The sequence below is a fragment of the Nonomuraea sp. LPB2021202275-12-8 genome (assembly GCF_037044575.1).
Classification (GTDB): domain Bacteria; phylum Actinomycetota; class Actinomycetes; order Streptosporangiales; family Streptosporangiaceae; genus Nonomuraea.
The window spans coordinates 197,603-222,200 of sequence record NZ_JBAHWD010000007.1; the positions used below are offsets into that span (position 1 = coordinate 197,603).

Annotated in this window: 23 protein-coding genes; 11 read left to right on the forward strand and 12 right to left on the reverse strand. The window is 71.2% G+C overall.

What is annotated here, in order from left to right:
* Positions 1-100 precede the first annotated feature (100 nt).
* Positions 101-265: a hypothetical protein gene (locus tag V5E28_RS16235; RefSeq protein WP_336207722.1), complete on the forward strand. Its 165-nt coding sequence runs from the start codon at positions 101-103 to the stop codon at positions 263-265.
* A gap of 108 nt (positions 266-373) precedes the next feature.
* Here the strand turns inward: V5E28_RS16235 and V5E28_RS16240 are convergent, their stop codons facing one another.
* Both V5E28_RS16240 and V5E28_RS16245 read right to left on the reverse strand, forming a co-directional pair.
* Positions 374-565: a hypothetical protein gene (locus V5E28_RS16240; RefSeq protein ID WP_336207723.1), complete on the reverse strand. Its 192-nt coding sequence runs from the start codon at positions 563-565 to the stop codon at positions 374-376.
* Between the two features lie 74 nt (positions 566-639).
* Positions 640-1,674: a saccharopine dehydrogenase family protein gene (locus V5E28_RS16245; RefSeq protein ID WP_442945821.1), complete on the reverse strand. Its 1,035-nt coding sequence runs from the start codon at positions 1,672-1,674 to the stop codon at positions 640-642.
* 98 nt (positions 1,675-1,772) lie between these two features.
* Between V5E28_RS16245 and V5E28_RS16250 the strand changes: the two genes are divergently transcribed.
* Positions 1,773-2,774: a helix-turn-helix domain-containing protein gene (locus V5E28_RS16250; RefSeq protein ID WP_336207724.1), complete on the forward strand. Its 1,002-nt coding sequence runs from the start codon at positions 1,773-1,775 to the stop codon at positions 2,772-2,774.
* Positions 2,775-2,867: 93 nt separating this feature from the next.
* Here the strand turns inward: V5E28_RS16250 and V5E28_RS16255 are convergent, their stop codons facing one another.
* The 4 genes from V5E28_RS16255 to V5E28_RS16270 all read right to left on the reverse strand — a co-directional run bounded on the left by V5E28_RS16255 (position 2,868) and on the right by V5E28_RS16270 (position 6,473).
* Positions 2,868-3,710, reverse strand: a complete 843-nt coding sequence (locus tag V5E28_RS16255) for an LLM class flavin-dependent oxidoreductase (protein ID WP_336207725.1) — start codon at positions 3,708-3,710, stop codon at positions 2,868-2,870.
* Positions 3,707-4,552 (reverse strand): GNAT family N-acetyltransferase, encoded by an 846-nt coding sequence (locus V5E28_RS16260; protein WP_336207726.1) that lies wholly within the window; start codon positions 4,550-4,552, stop codon positions 3,707-3,709. The genes V5E28_RS16255 and V5E28_RS16260 overlap by 4 nt, the downstream gene beginning before the upstream one ends.
* 96 nt (positions 4,553-4,648) lie before the next feature.
* A complete protein-coding gene (locus V5E28_RS16265) occupies positions 4,649-4,996 on the reverse strand; it encodes an STAS domain-containing protein (RefSeq protein WP_336207727.1) in 348 nt (115 codons plus the stop codon).
* A gap of 34 nt (positions 4,997-5,030) precedes the next feature.
* A complete protein-coding gene (locus V5E28_RS16270) occupies positions 5,031-6,473 on the reverse strand; it encodes an LCP family protein (protein WP_336207728.1) in 1,443 nt (480 codons plus the stop codon).
* A gap of 82 nt (positions 6,474-6,555) precedes the next feature.
* Here V5E28_RS16270 and V5E28_RS16275 point away from each other — a divergent pair, with 82 nt between their 5' ends.
* Positions 6,556-7,572, forward strand: coding sequence for a glycosyltransferase family 2 protein (locus tag V5E28_RS16275; RefSeq protein WP_336207729.1), 1,017 nt, complete (start codon positions 6,556-6,558; stop codon positions 7,570-7,572).
* 3 nt (positions 7,573-7,575) lie between these two features.
* Here the strand turns inward: V5E28_RS16275 and V5E28_RS16280 are convergent, their stop codons facing one another.
* On the reverse strand, positions 7,576-8,862 hold the full coding sequence (locus V5E28_RS16280; RefSeq protein ID WP_336207730.1) for a bifunctional cytidylyltransferase/SDR family oxidoreductase: 1,287 nt from the start codon (positions 8,860-8,862) through the stop codon (positions 7,576-7,578).
* Positions 8,863-8,978: 116 nt separating this feature from the next.
* Between V5E28_RS16280 and V5E28_RS16285 the strand changes: the two genes are divergently transcribed.
* The 6 genes from V5E28_RS16285 (at position 8,979) to V5E28_RS16310 (ending at position 14,729) form a co-directional block, all read left to right on the forward strand.
* Positions 8,979-10,412: a CDP-alcohol phosphatidyltransferase family protein gene (locus V5E28_RS16285; protein ID WP_336207731.1), complete on the forward strand. Its 1,434-nt coding sequence runs from the start codon at positions 8,979-8,981 to the stop codon at positions 10,410-10,412.
* 11 nt (positions 10,413-10,423) lie between these two features.
* Positions 10,424-11,032, forward strand: a complete 609-nt coding sequence (locus V5E28_RS16290) for a DUF5941 domain-containing protein (protein ID WP_336207915.1) — start codon at positions 10,424-10,426, stop codon at positions 11,030-11,032.
* Positions 11,033-11,109: 77 nt separating this feature from the next.
* The gene (locus tag V5E28_RS16295) at positions 11,110-11,844 is read left to right on the forward strand and encodes a phosphocholine cytidylyltransferase family protein (protein WP_336207732.1); all 735 of its coding nucleotides are present in this window, start codon (positions 11,110-11,112) and stop codon (positions 11,842-11,844) included.
* Between the two features lie 27 nt (positions 11,845-11,871).
* Positions 11,872-12,912, forward strand: coding sequence for an iron-containing alcohol dehydrogenase family protein (locus V5E28_RS16300; RefSeq protein ID WP_336207916.1), 1,041 nt, complete (start codon positions 11,872-11,874; stop codon positions 12,910-12,912).
* Positions 12,890-13,657, forward strand: coding sequence for a CDP-alcohol phosphatidyltransferase family protein (locus tag V5E28_RS16305; RefSeq protein ID WP_336207733.1), 768 nt, complete (start codon positions 12,890-12,892; stop codon positions 13,655-13,657). The genes V5E28_RS16300 and V5E28_RS16305 overlap by 23 nt, the downstream gene beginning before the upstream one ends.
* A gap of 187 nt (positions 13,658-13,844) precedes the next feature.
* Positions 13,845-14,729 carry a glycosyltransferase family 2 protein gene (locus tag V5E28_RS16310; RefSeq protein WP_336207734.1) on the forward strand — a complete coding sequence of 295 codons (885 nt, stop codon included), beginning with the start codon at positions 13,845-13,847 and terminating at the stop codon, positions 14,727-14,729.
* A gap of 90 nt (positions 14,730-14,819) precedes the next feature.
* On the opposite strand, the gene V5E28_RS16315 is transcribed toward V5E28_RS16310, so the two are convergent.
* The 5 genes from V5E28_RS16315 to V5E28_RS16335 all read right to left on the reverse strand — a co-directional run bounded on the left by V5E28_RS16315 (position 14,820) and on the right by V5E28_RS16335 (position 21,313).
* Positions 14,820-15,536, reverse strand: coding sequence for an acetoacetate decarboxylase family protein (locus tag V5E28_RS16315; protein WP_336207735.1), 717 nt, complete (start codon positions 15,534-15,536; stop codon positions 14,820-14,822).
* 36 nt (positions 15,537-15,572) lie between these two features.
* Positions 15,573-16,571 carry a glycosyltransferase gene (locus V5E28_RS16320; RefSeq protein ID WP_336207736.1) on the reverse strand — a complete coding sequence of 333 codons (999 nt, stop codon included), beginning with the start codon at positions 16,569-16,571 and terminating at the stop codon, positions 15,573-15,575.
* Between the two features lie 56 nt (positions 16,572-16,627).
* Entirely contained in the window at positions 16,628-17,812 is a 1,185-nt protein-coding gene (locus V5E28_RS16325) for an acyltransferase family protein (RefSeq protein ID WP_336207737.1), read from the reverse strand.
* A 174-nt stretch (positions 17,813-17,986) separates the two neighbouring features.
* Entirely contained in the window at positions 17,987-19,672 is a 1,686-nt protein-coding gene (locus V5E28_RS16330; protein WP_336207738.1) for an LCP family protein, read from the reverse strand.
* Positions 19,673-19,816: 144 nt separating this feature from the next.
* The gene (locus V5E28_RS16335; RefSeq protein WP_336207739.1) at positions 19,817-21,313 is read right to left on the reverse strand and encodes a hypothetical protein; all 1,497 of its coding nucleotides are present in this window, start codon (positions 21,311-21,313) and stop codon (positions 19,817-19,819) included.
* A gap of 125 nt (positions 21,314-21,438) precedes the next feature.
* On the opposite strand from V5E28_RS16335, the gene V5E28_RS16340 reads away from it, so the two are divergent.
* Positions 21,439-23,610 carry a hypothetical protein gene (locus V5E28_RS16340; RefSeq protein WP_336207740.1) on the forward strand — a complete coding sequence of 724 codons (2,172 nt, stop codon included), beginning with the start codon at positions 21,439-21,441 and terminating at the stop codon, positions 23,608-23,610.
* 94 nt (positions 23,611-23,704) lie between these two features.
* Entirely contained in the window at positions 23,705-24,598 is an 894-nt protein-coding gene (locus V5E28_RS16345) for a glycosyltransferase family 2 protein (RefSeq protein WP_336207741.1), read from the forward strand.

A 24,598-nucleotide genomic window follows, 5' to 3' on the forward strand; every position in this document is an offset into this window, starting at 1 on the left:
CGTGGCGAATCGGAGGTGGCACGTTAGATCGCCTTGGGGCGGGATACAGGGGTGATCGGGCGTCTGCCGGCGTCCGGACAGCAAGGACTCTGGAGGTTGCATGATCGGCAGGACCGGCCGGAAGACGATGCTGGCCGCGGCGGCCATGGTGGCGGTCGTGGGGTTGACCGGCGCGTGCGGTGGCGGTGGCGACGACGGTGACGACGACCCGGACGTGGTCAACACCCAGGGGCCGGACGAAGAGCAGGACGGCGACGACGACTGAGGGCGCGGGCCGGACTTCCTGATCGAGGATGGCGAGAAAGGCGACCGCCGTACGGCGGTCGCCTTCGCTGTGGGGCTCGGGAAGAGGAGCGGGGCCGGTGCGAGGCGCCTAGTTCGCGGTGATCCGGACGTCGCCGGTCGCGCTCCTGGCGTACGCGCCTTCGGGCACGGCCACCGTCACCCGCCCGTCCCCGGAGCGAGCGTCCAGTCTGGCCGGAGGTGCGGTGAACGACAGGTTGATCGCTCCCGTGCCGGTGCGTGCCCTGACGTCCGCCGACCGGAGGCGCTCGCCGCTGATCATGCCGTCCTCGCCGAGGATGCGCAGCCTGCCCGAAGTGCCGTTGATGAGGGACCGCGGAGGGGCCCCGACGGCGGTTACTGACGCAGTTCGAACGACAGGTGCGCGGACAGCGCGCGGAGGAAGTCGGCCGCGTCGAAGATCTCCCCGGCGGAGGCGACCCCGGTCGTCCTGGTCTGACCGGTGAGGACGCGGCGGACCGCCTCCACCGCGAGCGGCGCGCTGATGGCATAGATGTCCTGGCCGCTCGCCGTGGCGCGCCGTTCCGCGCCGCCGGAGCGCACGACGACGTCGACGAGGAACGTCTGGTCGGAGCGCCCGCGCTCGTCGGCCGCCGCCGGCGCCGGCGTGTCCGGGGCCGACAGGTCCTCGACCGCCTCGACCGTCATGTACGAGCGCACCTCGGGGACCGCCAGGTGGCTGGGAATCGTGACGACGTCGGCCATGCTGAACTCCCCGATGACGGGCCGGACGCCCATCGGCTCGGGAAACGTCCACTTCAGGGACGGCAGGGCGTCCTGGTGGTACTCCAGCTTCCCGTTGGTGAAGCGGACCCGCCGCCCGTCCCGCCGGTCCCGGGAGACCGTGCCCGCGGCGCGCGTCCCCGCGGTGGGGTGCCAGCTGCTCAGCGCGTACGCGACGTGCGCCTCGTCGGCGGCCGTCCAGTCACCCATCGCGGCGGTGGCCAGCAGGTCGCCGAGACCGCCGAAGAAGGCCATCGCGGGGACGATCACGGCCCCGGCGGCGCGGGCGCGCTCGGCGAAGTGCGCGAACGTGTCGGCGTTGGCCTCGATCTCGGCCGCCACGTCCACGTACGGGATGCCGGCGCGCAGCGCCGCCTCGATCACCGGGGCGGCCGTCGCGGCGAAGGGCCCGGCGCTGTTGATCACCGCTGCCGTGCCGGCCAGCGCGCGGTCGAGCGACGCCGGATCGTCGACCGACGCGGGCCGGACGTCGAGCCCTGGAAAGGACGCCGCCAGTGCTTCCAGCTTCCCGGCGTCGCGGCCGGAGAGGACCGGGACGAACCCGCGATCCTGCAGCTCCGCCACCACGAAGCGCCCGGTGTGCCCGTACGCGCCGTACACCGCTACCGCCTGACCCGAACCCATCATTTCCCCCATCGTGCTCAGTTGTTCCACTGCAAATATCATGGCGGCGGCGGCCGTCCCGCACGAGTGTCTGGAACGCCACGCCTCGTACAATTTCGGACATGAAGACTGTCGCGGTCGCCGTCACCGACGGGATGCTGCACTTCGAACTGTCGGTGGCCTACGAGGTGTTCGGCACCGCACCGGCCGGCATGGCCGGCCCCTGGTACCGCCTCATCGGCTGCGGAACAGGCATCGTACAGGCCGGCAGGTTCCGGCTGGAGCCCGACCACGGGCTCGACCGGCTGCCGAGCGCCGACACCGTGATCGTCCCGGCTTGGGGCGATGTCGACGCGGACCCGCCCGGCGACCTCATCGACGCGGTGCGCGCGGCCCACCAGGCGGGTGCGCGCGTGGCCGCCCTCTGCACGGGCGCGTTCGTGCTGGCCGCCGCCGGCCTGCTGGACGGGCGGGGCGCGACCACGCACTGGGCGCACACCGAGGTGCTGGCCACGCGCTATCCCCGGGTGAAGGTCGATCCGGACGTGCTCTACGTGGACAACGGCAGCGTGCTCACCTCAGCAGGCAAGGCCGCCGCGATGGACCTGTGCCTGCACCTCGTCCGCCTCGACCACGGTTCGGCGGTCGCGAACGCGGTCGCGCGCCGCCTGGTCGTGCCGCCGCACCGGGCCGGCGGCCAGGCCCAGTTCGTCACCTCGCCGGTGCCCGCGCAGGAGAACCACCCGCTCGCGGAGCTGCTCCCGTGGGTGATCGAACGGCTGGACCATCCGCTGACCGTGGAGGACCTGGCCCGCCAGGCCGCCATGAGCTCGCGCAACCTGGGCCGCCGTTTCAGGTCGGTGACCGGCACCACCCCGCTGCAATGGCTGCTGACCCAGCGGATCCGCCGCGCGCAGGAACTGCTGGAGACCACCGACGACAGTGTCGAGGCGATCGCGGCAGCCACCGGCATGGGCACCGGCACGACGCTGCGCCGGCACTTCAACCGCACGGTCGGCGTGCCGCCCGACACCTACCGCCGCACCTTCCGCACCTCGCACGCCGAGGGCGGCACTGACAGGGCGACGATCAGCAGAAGGCAGGCCGCTACGTTTCCGGCGTGAGCGCCTCTACCGCGGAGCAGCCCCCATCTTCCTCGCGGGCCCATATCGGAGAGACGGGAGGCGGGTGGGACCGTACGTGGGGCGTACGGTCCGTCAGAGGGCGGCCAGCAGCCGGGTGACGTGGGTGAGCGGGTCGGAGCCGATGGGGCGGACGGCGACCGTGCGGGCGCCCGCCGACCACAGGCCCCTGACCTGCGCCGCCGCCTCCTCCGCTGAGCCGACGGCCATCGACACCTCCTGCGGGGCGACCCGCAGGAACTCGGCGACGCCCGCCGCGACGTCACGGGTGACCGCGGGCGCGTCGTCGCCGACGTAGAGGTAGGTGAACGTCACCAGCTCGTGGTCGTCGGTCGCGCCGATCCGCTCCAGGGCGTCCGGGAGCCGCTCCGGCCCGAATCCCTCCGGCAGGATCGTGCCCTGCGCCACCCGGCCCGACAGCGCCAGCGAGCGGGGGCTGAGCACGCCCGCCAGCACCGGCGGGACCTCCTGCGGGGGATGGACCAGCGAGAGGCCGTCCAGGTGGACGGACCTGCCCTGCAGGGTGACCGTCTCGCCGCGCAGCAGGGCGCGGACGGCGGTGATCGTCTCCTCCAGGAGCGCCAGCGGTGAGGGCGCCGCCGCGCCCGCCTGGGCCATCCAGTCCTGGACACCGTGGCCGATGCCGGCCGCGAGCCGTCCAGGGTGGAGGCGGGCGAGGTTGGCCAGCTCCATGGCCAGCAGCATCGGGTTGCGCAGCGGCGCCGGGGTGATGCCGATGCCGACGCGCAGGCGGGAGGTGACGGCGAGGGCGGTCGCCGCGGAGGAGATGCCGCCTGTCCAGCCCAGGTCCTCCACCACCCACAGGTCGTGGACCGCCGGCATGCCGTCCAGCGCTCGCGCGAAGGGCACCAGCTGCTCCGGCGGCAGATCGCGGTCGAACATCACGCCAAGTCTCATGCCGCCCTCCAGTAGTAGCGGAACAGGCGTCCGACCTCGGCGTATCCGGCTCGCTTGAACGCCGCCGCGGTGGGCGCGTTGGCGATGTCCGTCGCCGCGACGATCCGTTCGACACCGGCCTCCGCGAGGGTCCGGGTGCCCCTGGCCAGCAGGTCGTTGACGTAGCCGTGACCCCGGTGCTCGGGCACCACCCCGATGTAGGCGATCGAGTGGTCGTCGGGGGCCACCAGCCCGACGGGTGAGCCGTCCAGATAACCGACCACGAACCAGTCGGGTTTGGCCTTGCGGTTGAGCAGGTCGTCGTACATCCATCGGGCCTCGTGCTCGGCGCCCGAGGTGGCCACCTCGACCTGCGTGTCGTGGTCGAGCGACCCCTCCGAGATGCGCATCAGCACGTCCAGCACCTCCTCGGCGGCCAGCTCCCTGGCCGGGCGGTAACGCAGCCTGCCCGGGTCGTCGGGCAGGTCGCCGCCCGCCTGCCATTCGAGCAGGAGGCGCTCGACCTCCATCCCGAACCCGGCCCCGAGCAGGGCCTGGTGCTCGACCGCCCGGTCGACGACCGGTGTCAGGCCGGGCGGAAGCGAGATGTCGTGGATGATCTTGCTCAGTGCTGCGGACTCCAGGCCATGGCGGAGCAGCCGGGAGGCGGCGGCGGGGTCGGGACCCGGCTCGAACTGCCAGGTGATGACCGGCTCGGCGCCGCGGAACGGCGCCCAGAACGCCAGCCGTGTCCGCCCCGCCACGAAGCACCACTCCGGCCGGGTCCGGCCCTCCTCATGGGCGGACACGAGCTGGGATCGGGCGGGTTCGGGGAACTGGTCGAACAACGCGAGAGCCTCCACGCCTGAAGGGCTCTCCCCGGGTTTCGCAGGCCGCGGGGAGGGGTGCCGGGATGTCGAGGACATCGTCTCGCACCCTGGCGGCGTGTCGCGCAGCGGTCAGGCGGCCTCGCCCAGCGCGGCGCGTGCCTCTCCGATCGAGGAGCTCGTCTCGAAGTGCCTGTCGAGGTTGGTGATCGTCAGCAGATGCCTGATCATCCCGGGCCCCAGCACCAGGATCATCCTGCCGCGGGCGTGCTGCACGCGGTTGAGCGTGGACACCAGCACGCCGAGGCCCACCGAGTCGCAGAACGGCACCTCGGTCAGGTCGATGACCAGTCTGACCGGGTCGGCCGAGGCCAGCGCCTGCTCGATTTCGGCCCGCAGGCGTGGTGCACCGGAGACGTCGAGATCGCCCGCGATGTGCAGCACCGTGCAGAAATCCTCCTGCCAATATCTGACCACCATGGGGCTAACGTGCCCGGGCTGCGAATAGTTATACCTATTTCTTACATATGTTCTGAGTCGCCGTTTGAGTTGTCGGGGTAACGCTGGGCTTGGCCGACGGTGAGGAGGTGGACTTCGGCTTGGCGACCTTCGGCTGGTCGCTGCCCGTGACCACTTCGATGCCGTTGATGTCGGCCTGGCGAAGCTCGGCGCCGGGAATGGCGGCGGCCACCGTGCGCGCCGAATCCTCGCGGCCGGCGCCGTAACGCACGAGCGTCTTCGCGAAGTCCTTGCGAGGGGTGTTGCCCGCCTGATCCGGCACCTGGAACCCGTAGGCGATCAGAGCCGTCCTGGTGCGGGCGCCGAGACCGTTGATCGGCGTGCCGTTGAGCACCTTGAGCGAGATCCGCTGCGGCGGGATGGTGGCCTTGGCAGACGCCTTGGCCGACGGTGACGCCGTGGGGGTGGGCTTGGCCAGGTCCTCGTCGGCCTCGATGCGGCGGAACATCTCGCGGGCCGCCTGCTTGTCCCACAGCACCGCCGACTCGCCGGTGGGGGTCTTGAAGTCGACGTCGGCCAGCGGCACGTCCGCGAACTGCACATTGTCCAGCTTGACGTCCCTGAGCTGGGCGGCCAGCCCGAGCAGCCCGTCGTCGGGATCGACCTTGACGGTGCCGAGCGTGGTGTTGACGAAGGAGGCGAGCTTGGCCGGGTTGGCCAGCGTGCCGGCGCTCAGCGCCCGGTCCAGCAGCGCCGAGATGACCTGCTGCTGCCGGTCGATGCGGTCGAGGTCGGAACGGGCGGTGGCACGGGTGCGGGCGTAGCCGAGCGCCTGGACGCCCATGAGCTCGTGGGTCCCGGCGGCGAGGTTGAGGCCGGTCTTGGGATCGTTGATCGCCACCGGGGTGCACACGGTGACGCCGCCGAGCGAGTCGACCACGTCGACGAAGCCGAGGACGTTGACCTCGATGTAGCGGTGGATCTCCAGGCCGGTGGCCTGCTTGACGGTCTGCAGGGCGAGCTTGGGCCCGCCGAACTGGTAGGCCGAGTTGATCTTGTGATCGCCCTGGCCGGGAACGGTCGTCCAGGTGTCGCGCGGCAGGCTCACCACCGTCGCCTTGCTGTGGTCCTCCGACAGGTGGATGACCATCATGGTGTCGGTGCGCTGCCCGGCCTCGCGGCCGAGCTTGAGCTCGTTCTGCTTCTTGCGGGTGAGGTCGTCGCGCTTGTCCACCCCGACGAGCAGGATGTTCTCGGCCCCGCGGGGAGCCGTCTGCGAGACGCCGGCGTCGACCGAGCCGATCTGGCGCGGGGTCGCCCAGACCACCCCGGTGCCGACCAGGACGCCGGCCGAGAGCAGGCCGCCGACGATCGCGTTGCGACGCCGCGCCCTGGCGCTCTTGCGTGGCTTGCGCGGACGGCCGCCGGCGAGCCTGACGCCGCCGTAGGCGTCCCCGCCCACGTGCACCCCGGCGTCCTCCTCGCTCGGGTCGCGCATTGCCGTCCCCCTCTGTGATGCCCGGAGGATTGGGCTTTCGATTGCCTTCCTCCCCTGCCCGTACAGTAGCGTGAGCCCCGCCATGAAGCAGTTCCCCGACTCGCCGCACGCGCCAGCGGAGACGCGCGGCTGGCCGCCCATCTCCGTCGTCATGCCGGTCCTCAACGAGGAGCGGCACCTACGCGAAGCCGTCGACCAGGTCCTCGCCCAGCACTACCCGGGTGAGATCGAGGTCGTCCTCGCCGTGGGCCCGTCCCACGACCGCACCCAGGAGGTCGCCGACGCCATCGCCGCGTCCGACCGCCGGGTGACCGTCGTGCCCAACCCGACAGGCCGCACCCCCAACGCGCTCAACGCCGCGATCGCGGCCTCCCGCAACGGCATCATCGCCAGGGTCGACGGGCACGCCATGCTGCCCGCCGACTACCTGAGGGTCGCCGTCGAGACGCTGGCCGAGACCGGAGCCGACAACGTCGGCGGGATCATGGCGGCGGAGGGCGTCACGCCCTTCGAGCAGGCCGTAGCCCGCGCCATGACCTCCAAGATCGGGGTCGGCGCCGCGGCCTTCCACGTGGGAGGCACCGCCGGCCCCGCCGACACGGTCTATCTGGGCGTCTTCCGGCGCTCGGCGCTCGACCGGGTCGGCGGCTACGACGAGCACTTCCAGCGGGCCCAAGACTGGGAGATGAACCACCGCATCCGCCGGACCGGCGGACTCGTCTGGTTCCAGCCGCGCATGCGCGTCTCCTACCGTCCGCGGCCCAACGTCAAGGCGCTGGCCAAGCAGTACTTCCACTACGGCAGGTGGCGGCGGGTGGTCTCCCGGACCCACGAGGGCACCATCAACCTGCGCTATCTCGCGCCTCCCGCCGCGGTGCTGGCCATGCTGCTCGGCGTGCTGGTCTCGCCGGTCTTCCCGCTCGGGCTCGTCATCCCCGGGGGCTACGTGGCGGCCATCGTGGCCGGCTCGGCGCTGACCGGCAGCGGCCTGCCCACCGCGGCCAAGGTCAGGCTGCCGCTCGTCTACGCCGCCATGCACATGTCATGGGGGTGGGGCTTCCTGACGAGCCCGCGAAGGCTCGCCCGCGCGCCCCGCTGACCGTCAGGCGTCGACGACCTGGCCGGTCATGCCGGCGACCAGCCCGTCCAGGCAGGCCAGCGCGACCGCGTGCGCCTGCTCGGAGGGGTTGACGCAGCAGACTCCGACGCCGTCGGCGGCCCACTCCTCGGCCAGAGACCTGACCAGACAGGCCACGGCAGCCCTGGTCGAGGAGGCCAGGCCCGTGTCGCCGGCGGCCGTGCGCAGCAGCAGGCGGCCGCCGCTCTCGCGCAGGTGGGGATGCGCCGCTCGGGCGACGTTGATCGCTCCGAGGTAACCGGCGCCCACGGTCTCGGCCACGACCTCGTCGCCGACCTCGGCCAGCGCGCCGCCGCGCGGCACGTCCGCCAGGTGGACGACGTAGTCGACCGCGCCGGCGCCGGCCAGCGCCTTCGCCACCGCTTCCGGCTCCGCAACGCTCACCTCGTCGCGCGGGAAGGCGAGCACGCGCGCGCCGTGCTCCCCGGCCAGCCGCGCGAACTCGCCGTCGGCGCCGAAGACCACCACGGTCCTGCCGGCCAGCGCCTGCCGGTAGCCGTCCGGCGTGACGGCGGGCGCGCCCGCGGCGGCGAGCCGCAGCAGCCGCTCCGCGATGGACACGTCGACAGGATGCGTGACCTTCATGTTCCGCTCGCTGCCCGGCACCAGGAAGATCGGCACGTCGGGCAGGTAACGCAGCACCACGCCGCAGTCGTCGGTGGCCGGCCGGGTGCCGAACTCGGGGTCGGCCAGCGCCAGCTCGTAGGCCCGCCTGATGACGGAGAGCCGGAATCCCTGCGGCGTCTGCGCGCGCCGCAGCCGCGACCGGTCGAGGACGTCCGCCACGATCTCCTCGCCGCCGGGCCCGTGTCCCGCCACCAGGACCGTGTCGGAGCTCGGAATCGCCACCTCCACGGCCGAATGCCTCTCCAGCGCCCGAACACACTCGGTGATGATCCGGGGCTCCAGGAGGGGGCGTACAGCGTCGTGCAGCAGCACGTTGCACTCCCGCTCGCCCAGCGCCCGAAGCGCCCGCCAGGTGCTCTCCGTGCGGCTGGCGCCGCCGTCGACGATCTGGACGACCTTGTCGAAACCGCCCCGCCGGACGAGCTCCCTGACAGGCTCGGCGAACCCCGGCGTCATGAGCACGACCACCTCGTCGATCTCGGGTGAGCCGTCGAACAGGGCGATCGTGTGCTCCAGGATCGTCCTTCCGGCGATCTTGATGAGCTGCTTGGGAGTACCGAGCCCGACCCGCTGCCCAACGCCGCCCGCGAGGACCACCCCGACGGAGCTCAGCCGAGAATTCATACTTCGAGGGTAACGGTCCGGCTTCCGTGATTTCGCGTGTACCTGTCGCTACTCTGAGTCCACGCACTCCCTCTGCGAACGGGAGGACCTGCGCTTTGCCTGACTCAATGACCCGCGTGAGCACCACCACCTCCGTGGTCCTGCTCGCCACGACACCGGCCTGCAGGCTCTCCTGCGCGGACGGCACGCTGCTCGACCGGCTCGCCGACCAGCTCGCCGAGCTGCCCATCCGCGACGTCCAGGTGGTCTCCGCCGGCGGCGGGCTGGCCGCCGACCTGCGCGGCATCGCCAAGATCGCACGCGTCTCCTCCGGAGCCGTGGCCGTGCTGCCCGCCGACGTCGTCGCCCACACCGAGGCGCTGGCCGCGCTCCTGGAGCATCCCGCGCACGACACGCGGGCGCTGGTCGCAGGCGGCGCGGCGGGCGGGCCGATGCGCCCCCCGGTGCGGATCGAGGGCGGGAAGATCGCTGCCGCGGGCAGCTCCTTCCACACCGTCCCCGAGGCCAACGCCTCCTTCGCCGGCGTGTTGCAGGCCGGCGAGGCCGATCTGGCCACACTCGCCGACGTCGCCGAGGAGCTGGCCGAGCTGGCCGAGGCAGGCAGGCTCGGCCCGGTCACCCCGGTGGAGGCGGTCGACCTGCTGCTGGTCGGGCTGGTCAGGTCCGGCGTGCGCGTACGCGCCGCGGCGCTCGGCGAGCTGCACTGCAACCGGGTGACCGGCCAGGCTTCCGCCGACACCGCCGTGAGCAGGCTCGCCGACGTCGACGAGGCGCGGGTCCGCCTCGACGGCTCGGTCAAGTCCGGCGACGGCTTCTTCGCCACGTTCTTCGTCTCGTCCTGGTCGCGCTACCTGATCCGGCCCGCCGCCGCGCTCAAGCTCACCCCCAACTCCGTCACCGGCATCTCGATCGGCCTGGCGGTGCTGTCGGCGGTGTGGTTCTCGGCCGGCACCCTCGGCGGTCGGCTGCTCGGAGCCGTGCTGCTCTATCTGTCGTTCGTGCTCGACTGCCTCGACGGCCAGCTCGCCCGCTACACGCGCAGCTTCTCGCCGCTCGGCGCGTGGGCCGACGGCATGGCCGACCGGCTCAAGGAGTACGTCGTCTACGTCGGGCTGGCCTACGGCTACGTCGCGGTCCAGCCGTTCCCGAGCGGCAACCCGGCCGGGATCTGGTTCCTCGCCGTCGCCGCGATGATCCTTCAGTCCGTACGGCACTCCCTCCACTTCTCCTACGCGGGATCGGTCGCGGACGCCGGCCGGGTCGGCGCGACGTGGGCCAGACCGGTGCGCTCGCTGCTGGAGCCGGCCGACGCGGGCCGCCGCCGCGTCCCCAGGCAGGGCGTGCTCAGGTTCGCCCAGCGGATGGAGCGCGGCAGCGTCGTCCACTGGCTGAGGAAGGCGATCGTGCTGCCGATCGGCGAGCGGATGGCCCTGATCGCCGTCACCGCTGTCCTGTTCAACGCCCGGGTGACCTTCCTCGCGCTGCTCGGCTGGGGGAGCGTGGCCGCTTTGTACCAACTCGCCGGGCGAATCGTGAGGTCGGTAGAATGATCTCGGTGCACATGATCCCGGTGCCGAACAGCAGGGTCGTCGCCTACCGCGACGACGGGCCGCTCTCGCGCGGCATGGGCGTGCTCGTGGCCGGGCAGCTCCCGCCGCTTCCGCCGCTGATCGTCGGAGCCTTCGTGACCGGCGTGCTGCTGCTGATCGGCGTCGCCGGCGCCGACGCCATCGCGGTGTTCGCGCCCGCCGTGACGCTGCTGCTGGCCGGGCCGGGCAGCTCGCACCCGCACGACGGCAGGCTGGACTGGCTCGCGCCGCCCGTCCTGCGGGTGATCGAGTACACCTTCATCGCGGCCTGCGGGTTCTCCCACGCCGTGCATCCGGTGCTGATCTTCCTGCTGCTCGGGGCGATCGCCTTCCACCACTACGACCTGGTCTACCGGTTGCGGCAGCACGTCTACCCGCCGCCGTGGCTGTCGACGCTGGGACTCGGCTGGGACGGGCGCTCGATCGTGATCGGCCTGGCGGTCCTCGTCGGCTGGACGACGGGCGGGTTCGCGCTGCTCGCCCTCTATCTGTGGGGCGTGTTCGGCTGGGAGAGTCTGACGTGCTGGCTCGCCGCCCCGCGCTCTCGGGTGGAAGCGGCCGATGCGGGAACGCAAGACTAACGGCGGATTACCCGCACAGGGCCTAAAGCCAACTAACCTTTGGGCCTACGTAGTCATGCTCGACTGAGGAGTGCACGTTGCTGGGAATGGTGCTGGCCGCTGGAGCCGGACGACGCCTGCGGCCGTACACCGACACGCTGCCTAAGGCGCTCGTGCCGGTCGACGGTGAGACCACGATCATGGACATCTCGCTGCGCAACCTCGCCGAGGTGGGCCTGCGGGAGGTCGTGGTCATCATCGGATACGCGGCGCAGGCCGTGCACGATCGCAAGCGGGAGCTGGAGGAGCGCCACGGGGTGGAGCTCACCCTCGTGCACAACGACAAGGCCGAGGAGTGGAACAACGCCTACTCCCTGTGGTGCGCCCGCGACTACTTCGCCCAGGGGGCGCTGCTGGTCAACGGTGACACCGTGCACCCGGTCTCGGTCGAGAAGACGCTGCTGTCGGCGCCCGAGACCAGCGACATCCTGCTGGCCGTCGACGACGTCAAGAAGCTCGCCGACGAGGAGATGAAGGTGACCCTCTCCGACGGGGGCTCGCTGCGGCGCATCACCAAGCTCATGGACCCGTCCGACGCCTACGGCGAGTACATCGGCGCGACCCTCATCCGCCCGGGCGCCGCCGCTCGCCTGGCCGACGCGCTGCAGGCGACGTTCGAGCGTGACCCGCAGCTCTACTACGAGGACGGCTATCAGGAGATGGTCGAGCGCGGCGAGCAGATCCACGTCGCGCCCATCGGTGAGGTGGACTGGGTCGAGGTGGACAACCACGACGACCTGGCGAAGGCTCGCACCATAGCCGTCCGTTACTGAGGGGTCTGGATGCCGCTTCTAGCGAGGATGCTGCCCGCGCCGCTCACCATGGAGGTCAGGCGCGGTGCGGTGGTGCAGCTCGGCGCGCTGCTCGCCGACAGCCGGGTGGCCACCTCCGGCAGGGTCGCGGTGGCCGTCGGGCCCGGCCAGGGTGACCACATCGAGGGACTGATCGCCCCCACACTCGGCGAGGCCGAGGTCTTCAGGGTCGCCGACGGGTCGGTCGAGGCGGCCGTCTCGCTCGGCGCCGACCTGCGTAAGGGTGCCTACGAGGTGGTCGTGGGCGTCGGCGGCGGCCGCACCATCGACGCGACCAAGTACGCCGCGTCGCTGGCCGGCATCCCGATGGTGGCGGTCGCCACCAACCTCTCCCACGACGGCATCTGCTCGCCGACCGCCTCGCTGCTGTACGAGGGCGGCAAGGGCACGTTCGGGGTGCCGATGCCGCTGGCGATCCTGGTGGACCTCGACTTCGTGCACAGCGCGCCCAGCTCGCTGGTCAGGTCGGGCGTCGGCGACGTGGTCAGCAACCTGTCGGCCATCGAGGACTGGCAGCTGGGGAACGTGGAGCGCGGCGAGCCCATCGACGGGCTGGCGTGCGCGATGGCCCGCACCGCCGCGGAGGCGCTGATCGGCCGCACCGACTCCATCGAATCCGACGCTTTCCTGACCGTTCTGGCCGAGTCTCTGATCCTTTCCGGCATGTCGATGGTGATCGCAGGCTCGTCTCGGCCCGCGAGTGGTGGAGACCATGAGATCCTTCATGCCGTGGATCAGCTCTTCCCCGGCACCTCCAATCACGGCGAGCTCGCCGGGATCGGCGCCGCCTTCTGCTTCTTCCTCAGGGAGGACGCCGCCAGGCTGGCGCAGGTCACCGACTGCCTGCGCAGGCACGAGCTGCCCGTCGTCCCGGCCGACATCGGGCTGAGCAGCGAGCAGTTCGCGCAGGCTGTCGCGCTGGCCCCCGCCACCCGTCCCGGCCGTTACACGATCCTGGAGCATCTGCGCCTGCCCGAGTCCGAGATCGGCGATCGGGTGGAGGACTATGTCCGGGCCTTCGGTCGCTGAGCTGCGGCGGGTCGCCCAGCCCGCAGGCCACCTCGAGCGCCGCAACGGCGAGCACTGGGCCGGCGTGCTCTATATGCGCAGGCTTTCCATCTACGTCACATGGTTGATGACCAAGACGTCGGTCACGCCCAACCAGCTCACCTGGGTGATGACGGTCGCGGGGATCGTGGCCGGAGTCGTGCTGGCGCTGCCGGGACTCTGGGCCGCGGCGCTCGCCGCCGTGCTCGTGCAGGTCTACCTGCTGCTGGACTGCTCCGACGGCGAGCTGGCCCGCTGGACGGGGCAGACTTCGCTGGCCGGCGTCTACCTGGACCGCGTCGGCGCCTACTTCACCGAGGCCGCGGTGCTCGTCGGGCTGGGCTGGCGGGCGTCGGCCGTGCTGCCCGACTGGTACACCGTGCTGGGGGTCGCCGCCGCGCTCGGCGCGATCCTCATCAAGGTCGAGACCGACCTCGTGGACGTGGCACGGGCCAAGGGGGGCCTCTCGGCCGCCTCCGAGGCGTCCGGGGTGCAGTTCCGCTCCGGGCTGCTCGGGCTGGGCCGGAAGGTGCTGTCGGCGACGAAGTTCCATCGGATCGTGCAGCCGATCGAGCTGTCGCTGCTCGCGCTGGCGACCGCGGTGATCGACGCGGTGGCCGGGGATCTCACGGCCACCCGGGTGCTGCTGGTCGCCTGCTTCGTGGCGGCATGCCTACAGGTCGTCCTCCATCTGGTCAGCATCATGGCATCGAGGCGGCTTGCGTGATCTCATGTCGGAACCGACAGGGCTCCTCGTCCGTCGTATTGATCGGACGTCCGCGGTTCGGTGGGGGTTCACTATCGGTTCCGATACGCTTAGCTCCACCCATATCAGGCAATAGTCAGACCAGCAGACTCGGTGATCATGAAAGAATGCTCCGCCCGTGCTCTCAACGCGTCAGGACGATGATTCGTTGAAGATCTCGTGCGTCATCCTCACCATGGGCAACCGGGTCGCGGAGCTGACCCGGGCGGTCGAGTCCGCGCTCAACCAGGTCGACGGCGACGTCGAGGTGGTGATCGTCGGCAACGGAGCCGACGTGCCCGAGGTGTCGGCGACGCCACCCGTTGGCTCGTCCGCGACCGTGCGAACGGTCCGGCTTGACGAGAACACCGGCATTCCCGCAGGCCGCAACCGCGGCGTCGAGGAGTGCTCCGGTGATGTGGTGCTGTTCCTCGACGACGACGGCTGGTACGCCAACCAGAAGGTCGTGGCCCACGTCCGTGACCGGTTCGCGACCGAGCCCGACCTGGCCGTGATCTCCTTCCGGGTCATGGACCCCGACGGCGGCATCGGCCAGCGCCGCCACGTCCCGCGCCTGCGCGCCGGCGACCCGGAGCGCTCGTCGCCCGTCACCACCTTCCTGGGCGGCGCGTGCGCCATCCGGCGCTCGGCCTTCCTCCAGGTGGGCGGGCTCCCCGAGCGGTTCTTCTACGCGCACGAGGAGACCGACCTGGCCTGGCGGCTGCTCGGCGAGGGCTACCGGATCGAGTACGACGCCGAGACCGTCATGTACCACCCGCAGGTGCCGCCGACGCGGCACACCGAGTTCTACCGGCTGAACGCGCGCAACCGCGTGTGGCTGGCCCGGCGCAACCTGCCCTGGCCGCTCGCGGCGCTCTACCTGATCGACTGGGTGGTGCTCACCCTGATCCGCGAGCGGCGGTCGGGGATGGCGCTGAAGGCGTGGTTCACCGGGTTCTTCGAAGGGCTCCGCACGCCCGCCGGCGAGCGCCGCCCGATGGCCTGGCGGACCGCCTGGCGCATGGTGAAACTGGGCCGCCCGCCGATCGTGTGAGGCCTGAGGTCGCGATCGCGACGGCAGGCCCACCTCGTTCAGCCTGGAGCTTCCGGGCGGACGCGCCCGCGTCGGCCTGCTCGGCGCCGGTCAGAGGAGGGGCTCGGCCTCCCGCAGCGACAGGGCGGCGTGGGCGACCGTGGAGGCCAGCAGGGGGCGTTTCGGCAGGCCCAGCTCGCTGAGCTCCTTGGCGATCGGATGGTTGCCCAGCCTGATGAGGGCGCCGCTCGGCCGGACGTGGACGCCGCGTGCCCGCAAGGTCACCGGGACGCGCCTGGTGACGCCGTCGCGGTGGGTGAAGGCGTCGAAGCCGACCTGCGGCCCGGGACCGGGCAGCGGGATGCCCGGCTTGACCAGCATGTCCAGCACCAGCCTGCCGTCCTTGCGCAGGATGCAGCGCTTGTAGGGCGAGCCGAGACGCAGGTCGATGTCCGCGCGCTCCTTCGGGAAACCCCACAGCGCGCGCCCGGCCTCCATGGTGAAGTGCTCGTCGACCGGGAGCCAGTGGACGAACGCGGCCGAATTTCGCAGATCACCCGGTCTTGTGGCGCCCGCCGAGCCGGGCGGCCTGATCAGGAAGGCCATGCCGAACTCGTGGTAGGTGTCGAGGTCGCCGTCACGGTAGTCGGCGAACAGGAGCACGCAGACGGCCTTGCCGGGGACGACCTCCGTCACGTCAAGCCCTGAGTACGCGATGACCGCCCGCGCGGCGTCGGCGCGGACGGCGTACATGGCGCTGCAGACCGTCACGTCCCGTATCCGGACAGGCATGCCCACCGTCCGGCCCTGGATCAGATGCGATGCCATGCCCTCCAGTACATCAACCGGCGAGCACGGTGACCATCACTCCGCGGATCGGCGTACGTACACAGGCCTGTGTAGCGGCAGTGAGGGGGCGGGGGCGGGCACGCCCGCGCAGCCCTCCATCCTGGCCACGAACGCCGCCGCCTGGTCCGGCCAGTGATGGCGGGCCAGCGCGTGGGCGTGACCGTGCCTGCCGAGGGCGAGCCGCCGCTCCGGGTCCTCCTTGAGGTCCAGGACGGCGTCCAGGACGGCGTCCACGTCCAGCGGCACCACGAGGCCGCAGCCGGCCTGCTCCACCAGCGAGGCGCCCGGCGCGGTGGTGACGACCGGCAGTCCGCGGCCCATGTAGTCGAGGATCTTCGTCGGGGTCCCGCCCGGAGTGCTCGCCAGCGAGAGCCCGGCCAGGGCCCCTTCGACCATGCGCAGGGCGTGGCGGTGGGGGACGTGGCCGAACCAGTCGAGCAGGCCCACCCGCTGGGCGTCCCTCAGCAGCGGGCGCGCTCCCGGCCCGGCCGCGCCGATGAGGTCCAGCCGGATGCCGTGCGGGGCGAGCCGTCCGGCCAGCCCGATCAGCTCGTGCACGCCCCTGTCCGCCGACAGCCGCCCGAGATGGACCACCCTGGTGTCGCCGGGTGGCGGAGGGGCGGGCGACACCAGGGTGGCCTCCGGCACCGCGGCGGGCGTGATCACGTGATGCCGCCGTCCGGCACGCGCGAGGCGCCCGCCGGAGACCTGCTCACGCACGTCCCAGACGACGGGTGGCCGCCGGAACGGCAGCGTGCGCAGCAGGCGGTGGTCGTGCACGATCAGCAGGTCCGCGTCCCTGACGCCGCGCCTGAGCGCCGCGCGCGCCCTGCCGTAGGCGGCTTCGTGCGGCACGTCGACGGCGGTGAGGCCCGCGGCGGGCGTCACGTTGAAGTAGCTGAACGGCGCGACGTAGGTCACCTCGTGGCCCGCGTCGAGCAGGGCCCGGATCTGCCGGTGCATGATCCGGGCGTCCTCGGGATGATGGACGGTCGTGGCAACGCATACCCGCATGCGTCGATGCTCGGGGCTTACCAGGTCATAGGCGTGAATGCGGGTGAAACTACCGCTTAACTCCTGGATGGCCGCCGGTATAGCCATGTCAGGCGGGGCTCCAGCACCCACTTGAACACCGTCCGCGTCTCCGGCAGGCACAGCACGATCGCCAGGGCGAAACAGCTGAAACTGATCGCCAGGACTCCCAGCGGGCCGTGCAGCCAGGGCAGCTCCAGCCAACCCTGCTCCTTGGCGATGAGCACCGGGATGCCGTGCAGCAGGTAGCAGTAGAGGGTGCGGGTGCCGAGATCTGAGTACCAGGTCTCACCCCTGGGCACCAGCGCCAGCACCGCGATGCACATGGCCAGCGCGCAGATCAGCATCCCGGTCCGCACGCCGAGGCCCATCCACCACGACAGGTCCATGTCCTGGAAGCTGTCCTTGAAGTAGAAGGGCGCCAGCGGGGCCCTCGGGGCGATCACGATGGCCACCGCGGCGGCGGCGAGCACCGTGACCGCGGACGCGATCTTGATCCAGCGGCGGTTGAGCCGCTCGAAGTGCTCCGGCTGCATGACGAGCCCGATCACGAAGAACGGCATCAGGCCGAAGAACCGGTCCATGCTGAAGTCGCCGGAGATCTGCGAGAACCCGGCGAACAGGTAGATCGCGATGGCCACCGGGATGGGGTATTTCATCCGCTTCCACACCGGCGTGGACAGCCGCCAGAACAGCAGCGCCAGCAGATACCAGTTGAGCCAGGCCGGATCGATGATCGTCAGGCTCCACTTCTGGCCCTGCGAGAAGCGGAGCGCGGCGTAGCCGACCTCGACGATCACGTACGGAACGAGGAACGTGTCGACCAGCTTGTTGGTCTTCGCGTTGGAGTTCCAGAAATTCCGGGACAGATAGCCGCTGATGAGCACGAACAGCGGCATGTGGAAGGTGTAGATGAAGATGTAGAGCGCCCGGGATGAGTCGGCGCTGAGCGTCGGCACCAGTGAGTGGCCGACGACCACCAGGGCGATCAGGACGAACTTGACGTTGTCCAGGTAGGGGTCGCGCTTGCGCTTGGGCGGCTCGGGCTCCTTCGCGGCCTCCGGCTTGCCCTGCTTGTCCCCCTCGGGCAGCACGCCGTGGGGGTCGGTCTGCTCGCTCCAGAAGGTCTCTTCCGGCAGCGGCCATCGGGCGCCTGTGTTGGCGGGGCCCGCACTCTCGTCGCTCGGAGCGGTGACCGGGGGAGAGTGCTTGGTCTCAGACACAGGAAAGTCGCTCAGCTTCGCTCGGGGCCGGGGAACGCGAAGCGGCCTGCCCAGCATCGCCCTTGACGGCGCAAGGCGAGCCGCGTCGCCGACCCGCAACACGATATCCCGGCTTCGGGGTCCTGTCTCACGACAAGCCCGTGATTGCCGGGCTTACACAGCCAACTTGGAGGGTTACACACAGACGTTCTTCTGCTCCGAGGCCGTGATCGTGGACTTCTCGACGCTGTCGGGCAGCTTGGTCACCTTGACCCCCTTGAAGTCCGCTCCGACGATGAGCTGGATGACCGGAACCTTCTTGGCCGTGCCGCTCGGCGTGGTGGTCGCGCTCGTCGCCGGCCCGTAGTAGGCCTCGGTGGTGGTGGCCTTGGCCCTGCCCGCTTCCGGATCCGCCTTGGGCGTCACCTGGCCGGCCAGCACGCCGGCGTAGTCGGCGCCGGTGGAGGCGGTCTTCGGATAGCGGATCTCGGTGGTGGACAGGCTCTGGCCGTCAGAGGTCTGGTAGTTGCCGAGCTGGGTGACCTTGAAACCCTCCTTCGTGAGGAGGTCGGCCACCTCGCGGGCCCGGCCCTTGGTGGTGGTGCCGTTGAGCACCTGGACCTGCACCTGCTCCGGCTTGATCGTGGTCTTGGGCGCGGTGCTGGCGGTGGCCGAGGGCGACGGGGGCGCGATCTCGGTGTCGCTCTTGATCGCGTGGAACAGGTCGCCGGCGTCGGGCTGCTTCCAGACCACCCGGTTCTCGTCCTCGGGGTCGGGGATCCACGGGATCGTGGTGAACTTGACCCCGCCCGCGGTCAGCTCCTTGGCGCTGGCGGCGATCTCGATGAGCTGCTCGGGGTCGTTGGCCAGGTCCGGGTCCATGGTCACCGAGCCGGCCGCGGCCTTGATGAAACTGGTCAGCTTGCCCGGGTCGGTGAGCAGGTCGCCGCTGGTGGCCTTGGCGACCACCTTGCTGAGGAAGATTTGCTGGCGCCTGATGCGCTGGATGTCGCTGTTGTCGCCGTACTTGCGCAGGCGTACGTAACCCAGGGCCTTCTCGCCGTTGAGCAGGCTCTTGCCGGGCGGCAGGACCAGCTTGGAGTCCTTGTCGTTGACGCCGGACTTGAGGCAGATCTCGATGCCGCCGAGCGCGTCCACGATGTTCTTGAAGCCGCTGAAGTCGACCTCGACGAAGTGGTTGACGCGGATGTCGGTGAGCGTCTCGATGGTCGAGATCGTGCACGCGATGCCGCCGGTGTTGTAGGCGGAGTTGATCATCGCTCGCTGGGGCGGCATCTCCTGCTTGGTCGACTCGTTCTTGCACTTGGGGATGTCCACCATCGAGTCGCGGGGGAAGCTGATGAGCCGCGCCTTGTCCCGGTTGGGGGAGATGTGCATGAGGATGATCGTGTCGGTGCGCTTGCCGCCCGCGTCGGCGGTCCTGGCGAGCTCCTGGCCGTACCGCGCGTTGCCCTTGCCCGCGCGGGTGTCGGAACCGACGATCAGCACGTTGAGCGCCCCGGTGTCGCGGGGACGCGGGGTGATGATGTCCGCTTTGACGCTCTTCTGGTTGATGTTGCCGAAGGCGTCGCGGTAGAGGGTGTAGCCGGTCAGCGATCCGGCGACCATGAGGGAGGTGGCGGCGATGCTGACCCAGGCGAGGACCCGCATCCTGCCGTCGCCCCTGCCGCCACCGCCTCGGTGGCCGGACGGCGGCGGGCCTTCGGGTGGCGGCGGAGGCCCGCCGCCGTCGGGTGGCGGCGGAGGGGCCTGCTTGCGAGCAGACGGGACGGCCGCCGCCTGCCTGCGAGCCATCCGGCTGCCGGGCTGTGGCGGGGCGACCCTGCGGTCCGGAGTGGACGCGCTTCTGTGGTCACTCATGCGCCCCCTAGCCTCGTTCGCTACGCTCCACGCGCTGGCTTGGTCGTACTGCGCCAAGAGACTAGGTCACGTACGGCGTACCCGCAGCCATGACCGACGGAATCGACCGTGACCCAGGCGTGATGTTTGTCGGCCAAAGCATACTCAGAGCCGGACATTTCGTGGAATATCATTCAGGAAGTCTTTACGATTCCCACAGGCAAGGGCGGCTGCCAGGAAGGCCAGCGGAACGGCCGGCAGCACGTAGCGGTAGTCGAACTCGGCGGCGGCGGCGGGCGTGACCAACAGCACAATTGCCGTCGACCAGGGCAGCAGCCACGGGGCCGGACCGGCTTCCCGCCACCGGCCCGGGGGAGCTCCGGCCCGCCTGTCGTGCAGTCGCCGGCCTGCCGCCAGCGCGGGCGGGACGAGCAGGACGGCCAGCAGCACCGCGCCGGGCAGCCGCGCCACGTCCTGGTAGGCCCGCATCCACCCCGCGTACGGCTCGACGACGGCGGTGCCGATCGGCCCCCGCTCGTAGTGCCGGGAGTAGTCGACGCCGAGCTGGGCCGCGTAGCGGCCCGGCGGCCCCGGGCTGGTCGTGGGGAACTGGTAGTAGTCGTAGATCTCCTGGTCGGGATAGACCGGCCGGCCCCACACGAACGAACGTCCCAGCTCCGACAGCACCGAGGCCGCGTAGTCCAGCGGCTGCGTGCGGATGGCCAGCGTGGCGAACCTGCCCGCCAGGTCGTCGGTCTGCTCGGTGAACGTGATGCCGGGCAGCGCCACCAGCGGCGCGTCCTTGGCCCAGATGTACTCCTGAGAGGGCGGCCGCTGCTCGGGTGGCCGGGCGTCGCACAGCACCCGCAGATCCGGCGGAGGATCCATCCGGGCGCAGTCGGCGAACGACATCGTCCGGGCGTAGAGGAAGACGCCGTTCGCGCCGATGATGCCGACGCGCTGGTAGGTGCCGTAGAACCAGGCGCCATAGGCGATGACGGGCACCAGCGCCGCCGCGAGCAGCACAGCGGCCGGCCGGACCTGCCTGCGAAGCAGGAACCAGGCCACCAGGAGCAGGATCAGCGGCTGGCCGACGGTCCTGGTGAGGGTGGCGGCGGCCAGCAGCAGACCGATCGTGACGGCGCTGGGCCGGTCCGCCAGGCTGAGCACCACGGCCAGCACGACCAGGAACATGAAGAGCGTGTCGGAGACGAGCAGGTGCTCCAGCTGGATCTGGTAGGCGTCCAGCAGCACGGGCGCCGCGGCGAGCGTCGCGGCCCACCCGCGCCGCACCCGCCGGAGCACCGCCCAGTAGACCAGCACCCCGGTGGCCAGCCCGAGCAGGTGCTGCACGGCCGCGACCACCCCGAACGCGTGGAACGGCTCCAGCAACTTGACGAACATCGAGTAACCCGCCGGCCGCACCAGGTCGGGGCGCGGCTTGAAGACGGTGACGATGTAGGTGTAGGTGTCGGGGAACCAGAGCGCCGGCCGGTAGCCGAGCGCCGCGACCACGCGCAGCGCCGCGCCCACGGCCAGCAGCCCCACGAACCAGCCGTGCCGCCGCACGAAGAGGGCGGCCCTGGCAACAGGCGCGGGCCCGGCGTCCCGCCGCTCGCCGGCGCCGTCATCCACTCGCACGTCTTCCCGTTCCACCGGCACGTCGCGTACGCTACCGGGCTTCGACCAGCGGACCGTCATCCTTCGGCTCCGCGGACACGCCGGGTCGCCCGCCTGGCGGGGGACCGGCGAGCGGTCATCGTGATGTTGGATACGCTCGCAAACCGATGGAACTCGGTCGGCTCGAACAGACGCGCAGGCCGCCGGCGGGCCGGGTGCTCGCGGCGGTCTCGGTGCTGCCCGCGCTGGCCGTGGCCGGCTGGCTGCTGTCCGGGCTGCCGCTGCTGCTGCTCGGCGCCTACCAGCCGCTTCCCGCCTTCCTGGTGGGGGCGCCCGTAGTCGCGCTGCTGTGCTGGGCCGGTGCGCGCCGCCCGGCGAAGACCGTCGAGGCCAGCGCCCGGCAGGTCGCGGCGGTGCTCGCGATCGCGGCCGGATCCGGCGTCTTCAACGCCGTCATGCACAGCGAGCAACTCGCCGTGAAGCGCGACCCCGCCACCTACGCGCAGTACGCCATCTGGCTCGCCGGGCACGGCTCGCTGCCGATCCCGGCGCACGCCGAGGCGTTCGGCGGGGCCGACCCAGCGCTGATCTTCCACAGCGTCGGGCTCTACACGGTCGACGGCGCCGTCGTGCCGCAGTTCATGCCCGGCGCGCCGATGCTGTTCGCTCTCGGCGAGTGGTTCGGCGCTCTGCTCGTGACGCCCGCCGTGCTGGGCGCCCTGGCGGTGCTGGCGCTGGCCGGGCTGGTGGCGCGCCTGGCCGGCGCGCGCTGGGCGCCCGTCGCCGCGCTGGCGTTCGCGGCCTGCATGCCGGTCCTCTACACCTCGCGCACCACGTTCAGCGAGATCCCGTCGATGATCCTGCTGTTCGGCGGCCTGGCGCTGATCCACGACACCCTGAGCAGGCACTCCCTGGCCGGCGGCTCGCCAGGTGGAGGTGAGCCCGATGGCGCCGCGCCGTCGCCGGCTCGGCGGCGGCTGGAGATGGCCCTGGCCGGCCTGGTGTTCGGGCTGAGCGTGCTGGTCAGAGTGGACGGGCTGCGGGACGTGCTGCCCGCGCTGGCGTTCGCGGGACTGCTGATCGGGATGCGAAGACTCGCCCGATCCCGCGCCAAGGGCGGCGACGCGGGGGGATCGCCGGGCCTCGCCGGGCAGCCGCCCTGGTCAGGAGCAGGGCTTGGCGGGGCGCTGCTGGCCGGGGTCGCCGCCGGGGTGGGGGTGGGGCTGCTGGCCGCCTACCTGCTGGCCCGGCCGTACCTGGACTACCTGTCGCGGTCCGTGAAGCCGCTGCTGCTGATCTGCGCCGTCGTCCTGCTGCTCACCCTCGCGGGCACGGCCGCCGCGCCGCTGCTGGCCCGCGTGCGGCTGCCGCGCCGGCTGCCCGAGGCCGCGGCCGCGCTGGTGGTGCTCGTGATGGCCGCGCTGGCCGCGCGGCCGTGGCTGCAGACCGTGCGCCGCACGCCCGCCACGCCGGAGGACCGGCTCACGTACATCTTCATCGAGCAGATCCAGAAGGCCAACGGGCTGCCCCAGGACGGCTCCCGCCTCTACTTCGAGAACTCGCTGCACTGGGTGGCCTGGTACATCGGCGTCCCCGCGATCGTGCTCGCCACGCTGGCCGCGGCCGTCCTGGTGCGGCGGCTGCTGCGCGGCGGCTCGCCCGAGTGGCTGCTGCCCCTCGCGGTCGTCGGCTGGACCGCCGTCACCACCCTGCTCCGCCCGGAGATCACCCCCGACCATCCCTGGGCGGCCCGCCGCCTGGTGCCGGTGGTGATCCCGGGCCTGATCCTGCTGGCCGTGTGGGGGCTCGGCCGGCTGCGCGACCGGCTGGACGACCGGCTGCGCGACACCGCCCGGCCCGGCCGGCGCCTGCGCGCGGTCCAGCGCTGGGTGGCGCCCGTGGGCGTGCTGCTCCTGCTGGTCCCGCCCGTCGTGACCTCGATCGGCACCGCGTTCACCCCGGTGGAGCGCGGGGAGGCGGCGGCGGTGGCGGCCATGTGCGCGCGGATCCCGCCGGACGCCTCCGTGCTGATCGTGGAGCGGGTCACGGCCAACCGGTTCACCCAGGTCGTGCGCGGCATGTGCGATGTCCCGGCCGCACAGGTGCGCCGGGCCGCCGGGGACACCGCCGCCGAGCCGGAGGTGCACCGCCTGATCGAACGGGTGCGCGCGGCCGGCCGGACCCCCGTCGTGCTGGCCGCCGAGCCTTGGCAGGTCTCACCGTACGGCGCGGCGTCGCAGGTGATCGCCCTGGTGACGCCGCAGGACGAGCGTTCGCTGACCGGGCCGCCCGACGGCACCTGGACGTTGCGGGTCAACGTGTGGATGGCGATGGCTTGACGCCTGCCTGCCCGGATGTGGACTCGGCTTCCGGCGGGGCAGAGTACCCTCGACGCACGTGAGCACGCTTGAGCCCCCCCAGAGTGGATCCGCCGTGGAAGAAGCGCCCTACGTCACCATCGTCCTGCCCTGCTACAACGAGCAGGACCACGTCGTCGACGAAGTCGAGCGCATCACCAGGGCGATGGACTCCAGCGGCTACACCTACGAGCTGGTGGCCGTCGACGACTGCTCCACCGACGCGACGCTGGCCAGGCTGCAGGAGGCCGCGGCCGGCTATCCCCATCTGCGCATCCGCGCCTTCCACCGCAACGGCGGCTCCGGCACCGTGCGCAGGATCGGCACGCAGGAGGCCAGGGGCGAGATCGTCGTCTGGACCGACGCGGACATGACCTACCCCAACGAGCGCATCCCCGAGCTGGTGCAGCTCCTGGAGAAGGACCAGACGGTCGACCAGGTGGTCGGCGCGCGCACCAGCGAGGAGGGCTCGCACAAGCTGCTGCGGGTCCCGGCCAAGTGGGTGATCCGCAAGGTGGCGGAGAAGCTCGCCGGGCAGACGATCCCCGACCTCAACTCGGGGCTGCGGGCCTTCCGCAAGTCGGTGGCCAGGCCCTACCTGCGCCTGCTGCCGCCCGGGTTCTCCTGCGTGACGACGATCACGCTGTCGTTCCTGTCCAACCAGCACGACATCTACTACCTGCCGATCGACTACGCCAAGCGGGCGGGCAAGTCGAAGTTCAGCTTCGTGTCCGACGCCTACCGGTACATCCTGCAGGTGCTGCGGATGATCATGTACTTCAACCCGCTCAAGGTGCTCATGCCGCCGGCGCTCTGGCTGGTGGCGATCGGGTTCGTCAAGGGCGTGTGGGACATGATCCAGCATCCCTTCTACTTCCCGGCCAACACCGTCATGATCTTCCTGTCCGGCCTGCTCATCGGGTCGGTGGCGCTGCTGGCGGACCTGATCGTGCGGTCGCGGGGCGAATAG